This is a genomic window from Bradyrhizobium sp. 62 (assembly GCF_023073035.1).
Classification (GTDB): Bacteria; Pseudomonadota; Alphaproteobacteria; order Rhizobiales; family Xanthobacteraceae; genus Bradyrhizobium.
Map to the genome: position 1 here is coordinate 231119 of NZ_JADPIT010000015.1, position 15239 is coordinate 246357.

Sequence of the window (15239 nt, forward strand, 5' to 3'; positions counted from 1 at the left end):
ATGCGAAGGCCGCGCGCTCGCGCGCCCTTCGTCGTCTTGACCGCAACACGATCGATCGCAGCCGCGATCTCGCGCGGCCAGCCGGCGTTGACGGCCGAATACAAGCTCAATCTGTTGTCGCCCGCGGCTGGCAAGAAGCTGATCTGCCGGGCGAGGGTGATCAAGCCGGGGCGTCAGGTCTCCGTGGTCGCAGCCGACGCTTTCTGCGTCACCGACGGCATCGAGAAGCAACCGGCAACCGCGCTCGCGTCGATCGCGATGCTGAGCGGGGACGTTGGCGCCAAAACGAAAAGCCCGGCCGCCTGAGGCGACCGGGCTTCGAAAGCCTTGCGCGACTGCGAGGCTTACTTCTCGGTCTCTTCCGCAGCCGGCGCCGGCTCGGCGTCGTCCTGCTGGGCTTCCGGGTCGAAGAACTCGCCGGCAGCTGCGATCGCTTCGGCCGCAGCATCCCGGTCTTCGTTCCGGCTCGAGATGTCCTCGCCGCGGTTGATGCGCTCGGCCTCGTCCTGGCTGCGCGCCACGGTGACACTGATCTCGATCTCGACCTCGGGGTGGATGGCGACCGTGATGGTGTGCTTGCCGATGGTCTTGATCGGCGCGTCGAGCTGAACCTGCGGGCGGGACAGTGACACACCGTCGGCTTCGAACGCCACGACGATGTCGCGCACGTTGACCGAGCCGAACAGCTGGCCGGCTTCCGAAGCCTGACGGATCACGATGATGTTCTTGCCCTGGATCTTCTCGGCGATCTTGGACGCCTCGCCCTTGGACTCAAGGTTGCGAGCCTCGAGCTCGGCCTTCATGCCGTCGTACTTGGCACGGTTGTCGGCGGTGGCGCGCAGCGCCTTGCCGCGCTTGAGCAGGAAATTGCGGGCATAGCCGTCGCGAACCTTCACGACTTCGCCCATGTGACCGAGCTTGTTGACGCGTTCCAGCAAAATGACTTCCATATTCGTTCTCCTTTGATGTGTTGAGTGAGTTGGAATTTCGAACTTGAACTTTCGGATTTGAACTCAAGAGGTCGGCAGCGGCGGTGGCTGGCGCGTACGAAGGAAGCGTTCGCGGAGGCCGAACACGGCATCCGCGAGGCCGAGGATCACCATCGCCATGACGGGCCATCCGAACACGACCACGACGGCGTAGGTAGAGCCGAGCCAGAAGGTGCGGCTCTTCAGCGCCAGCGTCAGCGTGTGCAGCACGGCAAAGCCGGTCAGCGCATATCCCATCATCAGCGCCGCCGCCGCGATCTGCGCCACGATCGCAAGCAGTCCGCCGGTGAAGCAGAAGGCGAGCGCGATGCAGAGCGCCACGAGCGTCATCGGCGGCAGCTCCGCCGTCATCAGGTCCGGCCAGGGGCGTCGCAGCCGGCCCGACGTCGCCGTCACCTTGGTGCTGAGCCAGAGGTTGAGGGTCAGCGTCATCATCGCGACGATGGTGGCGGCGGCCGGCACGATCCGCACCAGTGCGTCGACGAATTGGTCGGTCTCGCCGGAGGTCTGCGGGTCGGCGGCGCGGAGGAGGCGCATCAGGCCACGGCGCAGCGTGCCGGTGATGGTCTCGGCGTCGGTGCCGAGCGTGAGCAGGGCGGCGAGCGTGGTCAGTGTGGCGAAGCCCGCGATCCACAGCAGGATGCGGCCGACCGGATACCACTCGAGCACAGGCTCAGTGGGCGGCTCGGCGGCGGGCTTCGGCGCGGCGGGTCCGACCTGCCGACTGAGCAGGACGAGATGGCCGAGCCACCAGGCCGGCAATGCGACGGTGACGGCGAAGGCAATGCAGTAGGGCAGGCCGAACAGCGCGCCGAGGCCAACCGCGGCGGCGATGCCGCCGAGGCTCGCGCAAAGCGGTCCCCAGCCGATCGAGGCGACCATCAGCGGCAGCGGTGCGAGATAGAACAGGACGAGCGAGATCAGCGCGCCCGAAGCGATCGAGGCGAACATCAGGGCCGACGCAGCGCCGGCGATCAGGGCTATCAGTCCAAAGGCCATCATCAGCTGTCCCGCTCCCTTCGAGCGGTTAGAGGCATCTCGCCCCAACCATCGGCGACCGGACGACCCGGAAGCCTTATGAGAAACTAGGTAGCTCGGCCGGCGGCGATGTTGCCGCCGGCCGAATTCGTCTTAGCGAATGACGTAGGGCAGCAGGCCCAGGAACCGCGCGCGCTTGATGGCGCGGGCAAGCTCACGCTGCTTCTTCGCGGACACCGCGGTGATGCGGCTCGGCACGATCTTGCCGCGCTCGGAGACGTAACGCATCAGCAGCTTGGAGTCCTTGTAGTCGATCTTCGGAGCATTCGCGCCCGTGAACGGGCAGCTCTTGCGGCGACGGAAAAACGGGCGGCGTGCACCAGCTTCAGCCATTGTTCTTACTCCCCATCCGTCGTGGTGGTGGTGGTGGTGGTGGTTTCAGCGTCTTCGCGCGGTCGGCGCGGACCGCGGTCACCGCGGAAGCCGCCACCTTCACGATCGCCACCACGGAAACCACCCTCGCGGTCGCCACGGAAGCCACCGCCTTCGCGATCGCCACGGAAGCCGCCGCCACGGTCGTCACGCTCGCGGTCACGGTCGGCCTTGCGCATCATCGCGGACGGGCCTTCCTCGAGCTCCTCGACGCGGACGCTGAGATAACGGATCACGTCTTCGCTGATGCGCTCCTGGCGCTCGATCTCGGCGATCGCCGCGGACGGCGCGTCGATGTTGAGCAGCACGAAATGCGCCTTGCGGTTCTTGTTCATGCGGTAGGTGAGGGAGCGTACGCCCCAATTCTCGGTCTTGGTGACCTTGCCGCCGAGACCCTCGACGATGCCGGTCATTTGCGCAGTCAGCTCTTCGACCTGCTGCGTGCTCGCGTCTTGGCGCGCGAGAAAAACATGCTCATAGAGAGCCATGGAAGTCCTTTCCTCATGTTGGCGCATCGCCCGGCGTCAAGCCCTTAAGAGGCCTTCGGAAAGGACTCTGGGATTAAGCTCAGAAGGCGGAAACACGGGACGACGGGCCGACTGGCCCTGCCACACCAAAATCACGAATGATTTGCTGAGACCGTCCGTTCAGCTCCCGGCCGGGGTCTGCGGATGGGCGCGTTATACGGATTTCGGCTGACTTGGCAAGGTTTCTGGCAAGGTTGCAGGCGGCGTTTTGGCGCGGATGGTCCCGATGCGGACGGCTGGATCCACCGCGGTCCACCATACCGGCTTGATTTGTTTGTTTGTATATCATACAAACAAATCTGACGGGAGCGAACCCCAATGGCAGAAAAGTCGGCCCAGGAGCCGCTCAAGGCGGCAGGCGATCCCAAACACGCCGCCCGCGCCACGCGGTCGGCCGGCCGCAAAATGCGCTCGCTGCTGCTGGATGCCGCGAGCCCGCTGTTTCGGGAGCGGGGGCTGTCGGGCACGGCGATCACCGACATCGCAGCCGCTGCGAACGCGTTCCCGAGCCAGATCACCTATTACTTCCGCACCAAGGAGGCGCTGTTCGTCGAATGCGCCTGCCGCGAGCTGCTGTACCTGGCGCGAGCGACCGAGCAGGCGGCGCTGAAGGCGCGCGCGCCGCAGGACTATACCCACGCGCTGGCCGAGACCGTCACGGCGAGCGATTCGGTGACCTTCTTCGCCGAGGCGCTGACGCTGACGCGGCGGCGCCAGGATCTCGCGCCGCTGGTCGAGCGCACCATCGAGCGCCTGCACAGTGAGGGTGCGCGAGCCTATGCGAGCCAGGTCGCGCGGCACGGCTGGCGCTCCGTGCGCGCGCCCGATGAGAGTTCGAGGCGGTTCTGGGCCGTCGCCATCGGCGTCATCCTCGAGGGCTACGCGATGGGCCGTTCGCCCGAGGCGCTGTGCGCCGAGATGCTGCGCGTGCTGGGTGAACAGGCGAAATCCAATAATGACGCGGCGCGCCTGCGCCTTGTCGACGCGCGCGACGCATCGAGCAGTTCGAATGAGGAGAGTTAGGCCATGACTGCGCTTCGCATGCGTGCCCGCGATTTCCTGACCGACGACCAACTTGCCGACGTGCGCCAGCGCGTGACCTGGAAAGGCGTCGCGCTGATCGCGCACGCCTGGGCGCTCATCATCGCGGCAATCGCCTTGGTCGCGTGGTGGCCCAATCCGATCACTTATCTCTTCGCCGTCGCCATCATCGGCTCGCGCCAGCTCGGGCTCGCGATCCTCATGCATGACGGCGCGCATGGCTGCCTGTCCGCCGACGAGAAAACCAATCTGACCATGAGCCAGTGGTTCTGCGCCTATCCTCTGTTTGCGGAGACGCGCAGCTATCGGCGCTATCACCTTCAGCATCATGCGCGCACGCAGCAGGAGGACGATCCCGATCTCGTGCTGTCGGCGCCATTTCCGATCACGAAGCTGAGCTATCGCCGCAAGTTCATTCGCGACATGACCGGGCAGACCGGCTACCAGCAGCGCAAGGCGCAGTTGCTCAATGCGCTGGGGCCGAAGGACTGGCCGTTGCGGCAGCGCGCGGCGCATTTTTGGGAGCAGCTCGGCCCGCAATGTCTGGTCAATGGCGCGATGTTCGCAGCGCTCACGGCGGCCGGCGTGTGGTGGGCCTATCCGCTGCTATGGCTGGTGCCGCTCCTGACCTGGATGATGGTGATCACCCGTATCCGCAACATCGCCGAGCACGCAGTCGTGCCCGACAGCAGCGATCCCTTGCGCAATACCCGCACCACCTACGCCAATTTCTTCGAGCGTCTGTTCATCGCGCCGTATTACGTGAACTACCACCTCGAACATCATCTCTTGTTCTATGTGCCCTGCTATAATCTGCCGAAGGTGCATCGCCTGCTGAGCCAGAGCCGGCATGCGGGCCGCATGGAGGTGCAGCCGAGTTACGCGGCCGTGCTGCGGCTTGCGACCGCGAAGCCGAACCGCGATGACCGCCCGGGGCAACTGGTCAACAGCGCGCGCCGCGCGCAGGCGGGGTCCGAGGTCGACGCCAACCAGACGGCCGGCGGATTTTAGGGACCCGTCTCATCAGTTGAAGGGTGATCGAAGTTCCTATCTTGGCTTGACATTCCAGCCCCGGACAGTGTCTACGGCCCCCTTTGGAGCATGATCCGGAACCATGGCCTACGGCCGTGCGTAATCGGCTGCCGGTTCTCGCAGAGATCACGCCCGACAAGCAGGGAGCGCCGATGACGGCAGCATTCACATTTCCGGGGCAGGGTTCCCAGGCGGTCGGCATGGGCAAGGCGCTGGCGGATGCCTTTCCGGTGGCGCGCGCCGTGTTCGACGAGGTCGATGCCGCGCTGGGGGAGAAGCTGACGGCGACCATCTGGGATGGTCCGGCCGAAACCCTCCAGCTCACTCAAAACGCTCAGCCGGCCCTGATGGCGGTGTCTGTCGCCACCCTGCGCGTGCTGGAGGCCGAAGCCGGGTTTTCCGTGGAGCGGGATGCCGCCTTCGTCGCCGGCCACTCGCTCGGTGAATATTCGGCGCTGGCCGCGGCCGGCAGCCTGACGATTTCCGACACCGCGCGGCTGCTTCGCATCCGCGGTCTCGCAATGCAAAAAGCCGTGCCGGTCGGCGTCGGTGCGATGGCCGCTCTGCTCGGCCTGGACTACGAGGCAGCCGTGGCGGTGGCGGACGAGGCCGCGCAGGGGCAGGTCTGCCAGGCAGCCAATGACAATGGCGGCGGGCAAGTGGTCGTCTCCGGCGACAAGGCCGCGGTCGATCGCGCCGTCGAGATCGCCAAAACCAAGGGCGCCAGGCGCGCAATGTTGCTGCCGGTGTCCGCACCGTTCCATTGCAAGCTGATGCAGCCGGCCGCCGATGCGATGGCGGAGGCGCTGGCCGGGGTCACGATCAAGGCGCCGGCGGCCCCGCTGGTGTCGAACGTGCTGGCGAGCGCGATCACCGATCCCGACGAGATCCGCCGCCGCCTGGTCGAGCAGGTCACGGGCACCGTGCGCTGGCGCGAGTCGGTGGCCTATATGGCGGGGCAGGGCGTCACCCGTTTCTTCGAGATCGGTGCCGGCAAGGTGCTGACCGGTCTCGTCAAGCGTATTGCGGACGGTGCCGTTGGCGTTGCGGTCGGTGGTCCCAACGACATTGCTGCCGCCAAGGATGCATTGGCCGCTGCGAAGCAGGCCTGAGGCGCGATGATTCGTCGTCGCGATCGAGTTCTTTAGTTGACGCACGATCCTTTCGGAGAACCGCTGCGCATTTTTCCGGATCGTGCTTTGGAGGAGTTATCGATGTTCGATCTGACTGGCAAAAAGGCGCTCGTCACCGGTGCAACCGGCGGCATCGGCGGCGCGATCGCGCAGGCGCTGCACGCGCAGGGCGCCACCGTCGCGATATCGGGGACGCGCAAGGAAGTGCTGGATGAGCTTGCCGGCAAGCTCGGCGAGCGCACCCATGTGCTGCCCTGCAATCTCTCCAAGGCCGACGAGGTCGAGGCGCTGGTGCCCGCTGCGGAGGCAGCGATGGGACAGGTCGACATCCTCGTCGCCAATGCCGGCATCACGCGCGACAATCTCTTCGTGCAACTCCGTGACGAGGACTGGGAGGAGGTCATCAACATCAATTTGACTTCGACCTTCCGGCTTGCCCGCGCCGCCACCAAATTGATGATGCGCAAGCGCTTCGGCCGCATCATCGCCATCACCTCGGTGGTCGGCGTCACCGGCAACCCGGGGCAGGGCAATTATACCGCGTCGAAGGCGGGCCTGATCGGCATGATCAAGACGTTGGGTGCCGAATACGCCAAGCGCGGCGTCACCGCGAATTGTATCGCTCCCGGCTTCATCAAGACGCCGATGACCGATGCGCTCAACGACAAGCAGCGCGAAACGATTCTGACCAAGGTTCCGGCCAATCGCCTGGGCACGCCCGAGGACATCGCGGCGGCCGCCGTCTACCTGAGTTCGAACGAAGCGGCCTATGTCACCGGCCAAACCATCCACGTCAACGGCGGCATGGCCATGATCTGACGCTCCATGCCGCACCGCCCCCTGGCGGCGCGGAATGCGGCAAACGGCCGTTTCCGGAGCGAAATGAGGCTTGTAGTCAACGCAATTGAAGTATGATAACCGGACCTTCAACGGATGGGCAAAGAACGCCATTGCAGGTTTTTGAAACCCTGTATATTGGCGATGCGGAGCCTTGGCCGTCATTCGCCGGGCCTGCATCGGTTAGGATGGGGCCAAATCAAAGTTCGTAAGCGAAGGCAGTCAACGACCACGACGGCTCGTATCGTCCCGGGGGGTCGGGTCTACAGGGAACAACACGAGGTTATGCAATGAGTGAGATTGGCGAGCGGGTTAAGAAGATCGTGGTCGAACACCTTGGTGTTGAACCCGAGAAGGTTGTCGATGCTGCGAGCTTCATCGACGACCTCGGCGCCGACAGTCTGGACACCGTCGAGCTGGTGATGGCGTTCGAAGAGGAATTCGGTTGCGAGATTCCGGACGATGCCGCGGAAACGATTCTCACCGTCGGCGACGCCACCAAGTTTCTCGAGAAGAACGCGAAGAGCTAAGGCTCTTCATTTTCGCGGGGACAACATTGAAACCGGACGGACCGCCCAACAGCGGTCAGCCGGTTTCTTGTTATTGGCCGTGAATGTTTCGATGCGGAGTTTTCGGATATGAGGCGGGTTGTCGTCACGGGTCTTGGCATGGTTTCGCCACTCGGCTGCGGTGTCGAGCCGACCTGGAAACGCATCCTCGACGGCCAAAGCGGCGCACGCAAAATCGAGAGCTTCGATGTCTCCGATCTTCAGACCAAGATCGGCTGCACGGTCGTGCGCGGCGACGGTACCAACGACACTTTCAACCCCGATATCTGGATGGAGCCGAAGGACCAGCGCAAGGTCGACGACTTCATCATCTTCGGCATGGCCGCAGCCGGCCAGGCGCTCGACGACGCCAACTGGCATCCCGAGACCGAAGAGGACAAATGCGCCACCGGCACCATGATTGGGTCCGGCATCGGCGGCCTCAACGGCATCGCTGAAACCGCGGTCCTGCTGAAGGAACGCGGGCCGCGCCGGGTCTCGCCGTTCTTCATTCCGGGCCGCCTGATCAATCTCGCCTCAGGCTATGTCTCGATCAAGCATGGGCTGAAAGGGCCGAACCATTCGGTGGTCACGGCCTGCTCGACCGGCGCTCACGCGGTCGGCGACGCTGCCCGTCTGATCGCGCTCGGGGATGCCGACGTCATGGTTGCCGGCGGCGCGGAATCGCCGATCGGCCGCATCGGCATTGCCGGCTTCAACGCCGCGCGTGCGCTCTCGACAGCCTTCAACGAAACGCCTGAGAAGGCCTCGCGTCCCTACGACAAGGACCGGGACGGCTTCGTGATGGGCGAGGGCGCCGGCGTTCTGGTCCTGGAAGAGCTCGAACACGCCAAGCGCCGCGGCGCGAAGATCTATGCCGAGGTGATCGGCTACGGTCTGTCGGGCGATGCCTACCACATCACCTCGCCGTCACCCGACGGCGACGGCGGCTTCCGCAGCATGGCGGCGGCGCTCAAGCGAGCCGGCCTTACCGCGTCCGATCTCGACTACATCAACGCGCATGGCACCTCGACACCGCTCGGTGACGAGATCGAGCTTGGTGCGGTCGAACGTCTGCTCGGCAATGCCGCTTCCAAGGTCGCGATGTCCTCGACCAAATCGTCGACCGGTCATCTCCTGGGTGCGGCCGGTGCGATCGAAGCGATCTTCGCCATTCTCGCGATTCGCGACAATGTCGTGCCGCCGACCATCAATCTGGACAATCCGTCGGTCGAGACTGCGATCGATCTCGTGCCGCATCAGGCGAAGAAGCGCGAGGTCAACGTCGCGTTGTCGAATTCTTTCGGTTTTGGCGGTACCAACGCGTCGGTGATCTTCCGGCGTCCGGTCCAATAGTTTGTGTTTGCGACGAATCCACCGTTTTGCCGTATTCGGCGATAGTCATACAAGTGGGCGCGTGTACTTGGCCAGACAAGCGATTGTCGGGTCGCATTTGAACCGGCAGGATTCAGGTTGCTTCGATGAGTGAAAGGCCGCCCATTTCGCCCCGGAGTCCGCGGGCAGCGCTCGAGCCCGAGCAGGTCCCGCCGCCGCCGAAGCGATCGGACCGCGCGCGTAATCCCTTCGTGATCGTCGGCAACGCCATCATCACCCTGCTGCTGATTGCGATGATCGGTGCGGGCGGCGTGTACTATTACGGCCGACAGGTGCTCGAGGCGCCGGGACCGCTGAAGGAAGACAAGATCGTCAACATCCCGCAGCGGGCCGGCAAGCGCGACATCGCCGAGACGTTGAACCGGGAAGGCGTGACCGACGTCAATCCGTGGGCGTTCATTGCCAGCGTCGCTGCGTTGAAGGCGAGCTCGGACCTCAAGCCCGGTGAATACTCGTTCCAGAAGAACGCATCCTTGCGCGACGTCATTGCCACCATCGTCGAGGGCAAGGTGGTGCAGCATGCCGTGACGATCCCGGAGGGCCTGACCTCCGAGCAGATCGTGGCGCGCCTGTCCGACAACGACATCTTCACCGGCAGTGTGCGTGAGCTGCCGCGCGAAGGCACGCTGCTGCCCGAGACCTACAAGTTCCCGCGCGGCACCCCGCGCGATCAGGTGATCCAGCGCATGCAGCAGGCGCACAAGCGCGTGCTGACCGAGATCTGGGAGCGCCGCAATCAGGACATTCCGGTCAAGAGTCCGGAGCAATTGGTGACGCTGGCCTCGATCGTCGAGAAAGAGACCGGCAAACCGGACGAGCGCAGCCGCGTCGCCGCGGTATTCGTCAATCGCCTGAAGCAGAGGATCAAGCTGCAGTCCGATCCCACGATCATCTATGGCCTCGTCGGCGGCAAGGGCACGCTCGGCCGTCCGATCAAGCGCAGCGAGATCACGCAGCCCTCGCCCTACAACACCTATGTGATCGAGGGCCTGCCGCCGGGCCCGATCTCGAACCCTGGCCGCGCTTCGCTCGAGGCCGCCGCCAACCCGGCCCGCACCCGCGACCTCTATTTCGTCGCCGACGGTACGGGCGGGCATTCCTTCACCGAGACCTACGACGCGCACCAGAAGAACGTCGCGAAACTCCGCGCGATGGAAAAGCAGATCCAGAACGACACGGTCGAGCCGGCGGAGGACGCGCAGGCACCGGCCGCCGCCGCGCCCGGTGCCGCCGATACGCCGACGGCGACGACGCCGGCGCGGCCCAACCAGCAAAAAAAGCCGCCGGCCGCTCGCCCCGCGGGTCCGCCGCCGGCCCGGCAAGGCGCGGTGCAGGCTTCGCCCCCGGTGGTGCAGCGCTAGGCCTGCGCGCAGACCTGCCCCGCGGGACTTTGCGGATTACCTTTTCCTGCAAAATAGTCTTAAGATTCGCGTGGCTTGATGGCCGCGCGAATCCCGTGCTTCTGGAGAAATTGACCTGATGGCGTTGTCGTCCATGACCGGCTTTGCCCGAAGCCACGGCGCGAGCGGGCCGTATACGTTCGAATGGGAATTGAAGTCGGTCAACGCCAAGGGCTTTGACTTGCGGGTGCGGCTGCCGCAGGGGTTCGACGAACTCGAGGCTCATGCCAAGAAGCGCGCCGCCGAGCTGCTCTCGCGAGGCACCGTCTACGCCAACCTGACCGTCAAACGCGCCAATGCGGCCACCAGCGTCCGCGTCAACGAGGACGTGCTCAACGCCGTCCTCAAGGCCGCCGCCGTGATCGCCGGCAAGGTCGATGCGGTCGCCCCGAGCGTCGACGGGCTTTTGGCCATCAAGGGTGTCATTGAGGTCGCCGAGCCCGAGGGCGACGAAGAGGAGGACAAGGCCGCGCGCGCTGCCGCCGCGGACGCCTTCGACAAGGCGCTCGCCGAACTCGTCGAGATGCGCAAGCGTGAGGGGACCTCGCTCGGGCAGATCCTGATCCAGCGCGTGGATGAGGTCGAGCAGTTGGCGAAGAAGGCGGAGGCCGCGCCCGGCCGCAAGCCCGAGGCGATCAAGGCGAGGCTCGTCGAGCAGATCGCGAGCCTGCTCGACACCTCCGACCGTTTCGATTCCGACCGCCTGATGCAGGAAGCGATCCTGATTGCGACCAGGGCCGACATCCGCGAGGAGCTCGACCGCATCGCCTCGCACATCGCGCAGGCGCGCGAGCTGATCGGCAAGGGCGGCCCGGTCGGACGCAAGCTCGACTTCCTGGCGCAGGAATTTCACCGCGAGGTCAACACCTGTTGCTCGAAGTCGAACGACATCGAGCTGACCAATACGGGCCTCGCCATGAAGAACGTGGTCGAGCAGTTCCGCGAGCAGGTCCAGAATCTGGAGTGATCGATGACGATTGGCGGTCACGGAACTGATGGTGTCGAGCGGCGCGGATTGATGTTCGTGCTGTCCTCGCCGTCGGGCGCGGGCAAGACGACGCTGTCGCGCATGTTGATCGACCGTATGCCCGGCCTTCGAATGTCGGTGTCGGCGACCACGCGGGCGATGCGGCCGGGCGAGGTCGACGGCAGGGATTATTCGTTCGTCGACAAGGCCACCTTCGGCGCGATGGTGAAGGCCGACCAGCTGCTGGAATGGGCGACCGTGTTCGACAACAGTTACGGCACGCCGCGTGCGCCGGTTGAGGCTGCGCTGTCAGCCGGGCAGGACGTGCTGTTCGACATCGACTGGCAGGGCACGCAGCAGCTCCGAGAGAAGGCGCGCGCCGACGTCGTCAGTGTATTCATTCTGCCGCCCTCGGTCGCCGATCTCGAGAAGCGGCTGCATTCGCGCGCGCAGGATTCCGACGAGGTGATCCGCAAGCGCATGAGCCGCGCCAGCCACGAGATGAGCCACTGGGCGGAGTACGACTACATCGTCATCAACCATGACGTCGACGAGGCCTTCGCCGAGGTGCAGTCGATCCTGAAGGCCGAACGCCTCAAGCGCGAGCGGCAGACCGGCCTCGTGGGCTTCGTGCGAGGTCTGCAAGGTCAGCTTCAGGGTTAGGCTGCGTCAGCCGCGGCCCGTCCTTCGCGAGCCGTTCCAGCATCGTCGTGATCACGTCGACGTCGATGGCGTCCTCGACTCCCGCATCCTCATCGCGATCGGCCGGCTCTTCGTCATCGACCTCGTTGGCCGCGAGCCGCGGCGCCGCCTCGATCTGGAATTCTCCGTTGAAGATATCGGCATCGTCGAGCTCTGCGGCATCTTGGTGCGTTTGCGGGACGCGCTTATCGATCACATCAATCTCGCGATCGATCGCGGCGAGCTGCGCGGTCTTGAGCTGGGCTGCCTGCGGACGCACGGCATCGAAATCCACCGGGCGCGGCTGCCGAGCGTGCGGCGCGCCGGCCGACGCTGCGTTGAGCCAGGGCGCACGGCCATCGTCGCGATCGTGCGGCTCAAAATTGTCCCAGTTGACGCGGCGCTGGTCGGCGGCCTGGACGCGGATGCGTCCACCGGCGAAGCGGTAGACGACGCTGGCGAGGATGCCGGCAAGCGTCAGCGCGCCGCCGATCACGAGCAGCAGCATCTGGAGCGAACCGGTCTGCTTGTCGGCGGTGCTGTCGGCCGCGGCCAGAGCCATCGGAGCAGGGGACTTCGCCGGCTTCGTGGTCGTCGGCTGCGCGGCGGCCGCCACAGGTGCAGGCGATGGCTGCTCTGTGGGCGCGGCGGACGCCGGGGTGGCGTCGGGCCAGCGCCCGGCGACAGCGGGCTGCTGAGCGTTGACGTCAGCGGAGGGGCTCGCGGCCTGTTGCGTTGGCGCCGGTCCCGCCTGTGCAGGCGTCTTCACAGCTACGATGCTCTGCGGCGTCAGATATTCGGCGCGCGCGTCCTGGACCGAGTGCTGCTGCGGCACGGCTGAATCCGCTGCAGGCGTATCCGGCGCAGCCTGGGCGGTTTGAGCGGCCTTGCCGCCTTCGGCACGCAGATACCAGCACTGCCGCTTGGTCGCGCGCTCGAGGCGATAATGCCAATGCTGGCCCTGCGGCGCGGCGCCCTTTGGCGAGCCAAGGCAGTCGCTCGCGGCATTTGCCGCGCTCGGCGGCGTCGAGGCATTCTGCGACACGGCGGCAAGTGGCGCGCCGGCAATGATGCTGCCTACGAGGGCAGATAAGAATTTTGCGGTGCGGTTGCCCATCCTGGTCTCCCGATTACGCATGACGCAACTCGTTACCTTCCCTTTGTCGTCAAAGACTTGGGTGGCAATGAGCCGCAAATCCGGAGAGGATGTGGCCTGAATCGGGCCTGCGCGGCGTTCGTTCCGCCGCGGGATCAGACTTTTTCGCCGCTATTGCTTGCTTGAGGTCCAGGTTCCGCCGCAGCCGTCTGAGCGGCGGAATGATCCAGAGCCGCTGCGGCCACCGAGGCGGCCGGAGCCGGTGAAGGTCACACCATCGCCTTGACCGAACGTGCTGACCGCGCCGGTTGCGCTGACGGTACCCGTGACGCCTTGGCCTATGACCTTGCCTGAGGAAACCACGACCGCGCCGGACGTGGTGCCGCCGCAGCCGACGCTGACGACCATCCAGGCGCCGTCGAAACTCCCGCCGCCACTACCCCCACCGCCGCGTCGCGAGGAGCTGCGCGGCTCCTCGGCCGGCTTGCTGCGACGCGCCGAGGGCGCCGGCTCGGCGGAACGGTCCGATCGCGAGCCGGACAGCGACTTCTCGTCATTGCCGATCGAGCCGCCGGCGCTGCCGGATTGTGCGACGGCGGACGGTGGAGCGATGGTGGCGGACAGGAAGAAGGCGAGGGCAATCGCGGGGATGATGGCATTGCGCATGCGTAAAAATCCAAAATGAAAATCGTATCAGCGGCCGGAGCCGTCGGCACAGACGGAACCGATAATGCGGCAAGCTTTGCCAGCCTTGCCGCATTCGTCAAGCGCGGCGTCTTTCGCGCGCTGCACGCTGTCGCGCTGGACCAGCGACCAGGATTTGTCGGAGATCGCGAACGCGCCGCAACGGTTGCCATAGAAGGACAGCTCGATCGGACATTTGGCGCCGGCGCAATTGCCGCGCGCATCCGCCACCGCCGCGCGCCGCGAGGCGTGGTTCCAGGATATGCCCCATTTGCTGCCGTCGGGGCCGTAGACGATCGAGCCCCATGGCTTCAGGTCCTCCATCTTGCGCATCCGCAGCAGCAGGCCTTCGGTGGCTTCGCCCGTCGGCGCCATGGAAATCCGCTGCTGGAGCTTTGTGATCGCGCGGGTCATTCCGTCAGGGCTGTCAGGATCGAAATTGAGCTCGTAGAGCCGCTCGCTGAGTTCGCTCAGCAGGGCGGCATCGCGCAACGGGACGCGGTCCGGATCGGCGCGCAGCCGATCCGCCGGCAACGGATCAGGCTGCATCGCTGCGACCTGCGGCGGGGCGGTTTGCGTCGGGGGTACGAAATAGAAAGTGCCGTCGATCGGCGAGGACGACACCCAGGGCTGCTGCGCGCCGGAGGTGGCGCGCTTCACCGCGAGGCCGACCTGGTTGAAGGTCTGGAACACGTCGAGGCCCGCGGTCCGGACCGTCGCGGCCAATGCTTTTGTGTAGGGGCTGTGGCCGTCGCTTCCGTCCTGGGCGACGTTGCCGGGTTGCGTTGCGTAGGAGATCAGCGTGCCCTCGGGCGCGCGCATCTGCGCGAGACCGCCATCGGAGGCGCGCAGGCCGCGCGAGCCGAAGGGGTTGTTGCGGCAGGCGTCCAGGATCACGAGGTTGAGGCGCGTGCCAGATCCCTGCATCTGGCGCAGCACGAGGTTGACGTCGGTCATCTGGAAGTCGACGTCGGCCTCGCGCGTCGGGTTGGCGCCGACCGGCACGAGATAGTTGGCGCCCGAGACCTGCACGCCGTGGCCGGCATAATAGAACAGCGCGACGTCGGCGCCCTGCACCTGCCGGCCAAAGCTCTGCACCGCCAGGTCCATCGCGCCCTTGTCGAGATCGAGCTGGGCGCGGCCTCCGACCAGCGTGAAGCCGAGCAAGCCAAGCGTCTCCGCCATCAGGCTCGCGTCCTTGGATGGATTGTCGAGCGGCGTGATGTTCTTGTAGGCGGAGTTGCCGACCACGAGCGCGATGCGCTTCTCGGCCGATGCAGGTAGCGTGGCGACGACGAGCAGAGCTGCGACCAGCGTCGCCAGCCCCGGGACGCGACTGAAAATCCTCGCGCGCATCAAAATTCCCCAAAATAATGGCGTCAGTCTAGCAGTCCCACGCGCCGGCGAAAAGCGGTGCGGCATTTGTACAGGCCGTCATGCCCGGGCTTGTGCCGGGCATCCACGTCCTTCGTGCTGCGCGGCAAGGCGTGGATGGCCGG

At 65.5% G+C, this 15239-nt stretch carries 16 protein-coding genes and 1 pseudogene; 10 read left to right on the forward strand and 7 right to left on the reverse strand.

Annotation, left to right across the window (positions count from 1 at the left end):
- Positions 1-27: 27 nt before the first annotated feature.
- Positions 28-306: pseudogene (locus tag IVB47_RS11460) on the forward strand (PaaI family thioesterase); the annotation flags it as partial.
- A gap of 38 nt (positions 307-344) precedes the next feature.
- On the opposite strand, the gene rplI reads toward IVB47_RS11460, so the two are convergent.
- The 4 genes from rplI to rpsF all read right to left on the reverse strand — a co-directional run bounded on the left by rplI (position 345) and on the right by rpsF (position 2887).
- A complete protein-coding gene (rplI, locus tag IVB47_RS11465) occupies positions 345-950 on the reverse strand; it encodes a 50S ribosomal protein L9 (RefSeq protein ID WP_027569660.1) in 606 nt (201 codons plus the stop codon).
- A 63-nt stretch (positions 951-1013) separates the two neighbouring features.
- Entirely contained in the window at positions 1014-1991 is a 978-nt protein-coding gene (locus tag IVB47_RS11470) for a DUF2232 domain-containing protein (RefSeq protein WP_247360586.1), read from the reverse strand.
- A 129-nt stretch (positions 1992-2120) separates the two neighbouring features.
- Positions 2121-2360: a 30S ribosomal protein S18 gene (rpsR, locus tag IVB47_RS11475; RefSeq protein WP_007592020.1), complete on the reverse strand. Its 240-nt coding sequence runs from the start codon at positions 2358-2360 to the stop codon at positions 2121-2123.
- Positions 2361-2365: 5 nt separating this feature from the next.
- A complete protein-coding gene (gene rpsF, locus IVB47_RS11480) occupies positions 2366-2887 on the reverse strand; it encodes a 30S ribosomal protein S6 (RefSeq protein ID WP_027569662.1) in 522 nt (173 codons plus the stop codon).
- A 357-nt stretch (positions 2888-3244) separates the two neighbouring features.
- Here rpsF and IVB47_RS11485 point away from each other — a divergent pair, with 357 nt between their 5' ends.
- From IVB47_RS11485 to gmk, 9 genes are all read left to right on the forward strand, one after another.
- Entirely contained in the window at positions 3245-3949 is a 705-nt protein-coding gene (locus tag IVB47_RS11485; protein ID WP_247461663.1) for a TetR/AcrR family transcriptional regulator C-terminal domain-containing protein, read from the forward strand.
- A gap of 3 nt (positions 3950-3952) precedes the next feature.
- A complete protein-coding gene (locus IVB47_RS11490; protein WP_247360588.1) occupies positions 3953-4978 on the forward strand; it encodes a fatty acid desaturase family protein in 1026 nt (341 codons plus the stop codon).
- 173 nt (positions 4979-5151) lie between these two features.
- Positions 5152-6111: an ACP S-malonyltransferase gene (gene fabD / locus IVB47_RS11495; RefSeq protein WP_247286415.1), complete on the forward strand. Its 960-nt coding sequence runs from the start codon at positions 5152-5154 to the stop codon at positions 6109-6111.
- A 102-nt stretch (positions 6112-6213) separates the two neighbouring features.
- Positions 6214-6951, forward strand: coding sequence for a 3-oxoacyl-[acyl-carrier-protein] reductase (gene fabG, locus IVB47_RS11500; RefSeq protein WP_007592006.1), 738 nt, complete (start codon positions 6214-6216; stop codon positions 6949-6951).
- A gap of 308 nt (positions 6952-7259) precedes the next feature.
- On the forward strand, positions 7260-7499 hold the full coding sequence (locus IVB47_RS11505; protein WP_006020277.1) for an acyl carrier protein: 240 nt from the start codon (positions 7260-7262) through the stop codon (positions 7497-7499).
- Between the two features lie 108 nt (positions 7500-7607).
- Positions 7608-8873 (forward strand): beta-ketoacyl-ACP synthase II, encoded by a 1266-nt coding sequence (gene fabF, locus IVB47_RS11510; protein ID WP_247461666.1) that lies wholly within the window; start codon positions 7608-7610, stop codon positions 8871-8873.
- Positions 8874-8998: 125 nt separating this feature from the next.
- Positions 8999-10273 (forward strand): endolytic transglycosylase MltG, encoded by a 1275-nt coding sequence (mltG, locus tag IVB47_RS11515; protein ID WP_027517521.1) that lies wholly within the window; start codon positions 8999-9001, stop codon positions 10271-10273.
- A 118-nt stretch (positions 10274-10391) separates the two neighbouring features.
- A complete protein-coding gene (locus IVB47_RS11520) occupies positions 10392-11279 on the forward strand; it encodes a YicC/YloC family endoribonuclease (RefSeq protein WP_247461667.1) in 888 nt (295 codons plus the stop codon).
- A gap of 3 nt (positions 11280-11282) precedes the next feature.
- Positions 11283-11942: a guanylate kinase gene (gene gmk / locus IVB47_RS11525; protein ID WP_247461669.1), complete on the forward strand. Its 660-nt coding sequence runs from the start codon at positions 11283-11285 to the stop codon at positions 11940-11942.
- Here gmk and IVB47_RS11530 read toward each other — a convergent pair.
- The 3 genes from IVB47_RS11530 to IVB47_RS11540 all read right to left on the reverse strand — a co-directional run bounded on the left by IVB47_RS11530 (position 11875) and on the right by IVB47_RS11540 (position 15096).
- Complete coding sequence (locus tag IVB47_RS11530) at positions 11875-13077, reverse strand: hypothetical protein (protein WP_247461671.1); 1203 nt, start codon at positions 13075-13077, stop codon at positions 11875-11877. The two genes, gmk and IVB47_RS11530, sit on opposite strands and share 68 nt — an antisense overlap.
- 150 nt (positions 13078-13227) lie before the next feature.
- Positions 13228-13722, reverse strand: coding sequence for a hypothetical protein (locus IVB47_RS11535; protein WP_247408427.1), 495 nt, complete (start codon positions 13720-13722; stop codon positions 13228-13230).
- Positions 13723-13749: 27 nt separating this feature from the next.
- Positions 13750-15096 carry a caspase family protein gene (locus IVB47_RS11540; RefSeq protein WP_247461673.1) on the reverse strand — a complete coding sequence of 449 codons (1347 nt, stop codon included), beginning with the start codon at positions 15094-15096 and terminating at the stop codon, positions 13750-13752.
- Positions 15097-15239: the final 143 nt, after the last annotated feature.